Origin of the sequence: Oceanispirochaeta sp. M1 (assembly GCF_003346715.1) — a bacterium.
Lineage (GTDB): Bacteria > Spirochaetota > Spirochaetia > DSM-2461 > DSM-2461 > Oceanispirochaeta.
The window spans coordinates 1-1,392 of the sequence record NZ_QQPQ01000120.1 but is presented as its reverse complement, the minus strand read 5'-3'; the positions used below and the strand labels follow the sequence as shown (position 1 = coordinate 1,392).

The window sequence follows — 1,392 nt, the reverse complement described above, 5'->3', positions numbered from 1 at the left end:
TCATAGTACAAGGATATAACTTGCATCAATCCCGCTCTTTTCAACTTCTGCAAAAGTGGGGAATTCCGGTCTGCAACTTTGGGGAATTTGCTTTGCAACTTCGTCCTATTTCAGTATGCAACAAACAGCCAATATAGGTAACGGTGTTGGGAATATCAAGTGAACCGGAAAACGTATTACCACTCTGCCAGGAAACATGACCGAATGCAAAATTACCTATTTCCAGAAGGCCGTCAGGTAATGCTAATTGACCTTGAAAATTATTTAATCTAAAGGCGCTATATTCAATATATTTAACATTTGCAGGGATCGAGAGATTTCCAGTTAATGATTTATTATAGAATGAGTTTTCTCCAAGAACTGTAACCGGAAGCCCCTCAAGTACTGAAGGAATGACCACATTTGCCGTTCCAGTATTATTATATTCAATGATCCGAACTTCAGTGCCGTTATTAATCAGCTCATAATTCCATAGACCGGGCTCATATTTTGCATACAGCTCGATATCATCTGATACGGTTCGACTTGTGACATCCCAGTATTGGGTCAGTCCGGCATCCAGATACCAATCTGCAAAGTTATACTCATTTTTATAAGGTTTTACAGGGGGCTTTATTGTCAGCCCTTCAAATACATATTGGGTGTCTACTGAAGTGCCCCCGACTGTATTAAATAGTACTTTATAAACAGGCCGATCGCTCCAACATGCATACAGGGTCATATCCTGCAATAGAATATTCTCTGAGAAAACCCACGGCTCGGTCAGACTGCGATCTATGTACCAGCCGGAAAAGAAATAACCTGTTTTCGTTGGAGATACAGGTTCCGTAATAGTTCTACCGCCAAGGACATAGAGAACGTCTACATCAGATCCACCATTACTTTCAAATGTCACAAAACAAAGCGATGGTGTCAGTAGATCCGCATATAGAGTTAGATCGCCGTTTACAACATCTACAGGAAAATCCCACTTATAGCCATGGTTAGTACTATCCAGATACCAGCCTGTAAAGATCCTATCATTGGGTACTGTAATTCCCGGATCAAAGATAAATTCACCTGATTGTACTTCTACAGAACTATAAAGCTCATTATCCAGATAAAAATTAACAGTATAGCTGTCATTATCTTCATCAGTATTTTCCAAAGGATCTGAAGGTTGATTACAAGAGAACAACAATCCGATAATTATGATTAATAAAAGATTCTTTATCATGCTCAATACCTTTCTAGTTGTTTTCATAATAACCAGCCTTTGCTATTCGCGGAATATGTCAACATAGTTGAAGTGTGCTCTTTGAAATAATGATAAAATTTAACTGGCGAATTTCCTTTCTTTTTCTGCTTTTATTTTAATCCTTGTATCTGCAGATGGATTTAGGTAAACAACGT

General features: G+C 38.4%; 1 protein-coding gene. It reads right to left on the bottom strand.

What is annotated here, in order from left to right; genetic code table 11:
- Nucleotides 1-40: 40 nt before the first annotated feature.
- Nucleotides 41-1,243, bottom strand: a complete 1,203-nt coding sequence (locus DV872_RS26040) for an InlB B-repeat-containing protein (protein ID WP_114632895.1) — start codon at nucleotides 1,241-1,243, stop codon at nucleotides 41-43.
- Between the last annotated feature and the right edge of the window lie 149 nt (nucleotides 1,244-1,392).

Excerpts from the sequence above, each read along its gene's own strand:
- DV872_RS26040 (WP_114632895.1), bottom strand. The coding sequence starts at position 1,243 with ATGAAAACAACTAGAAAGGTATTGAGCATGATAAAGAATCTTTTATTA.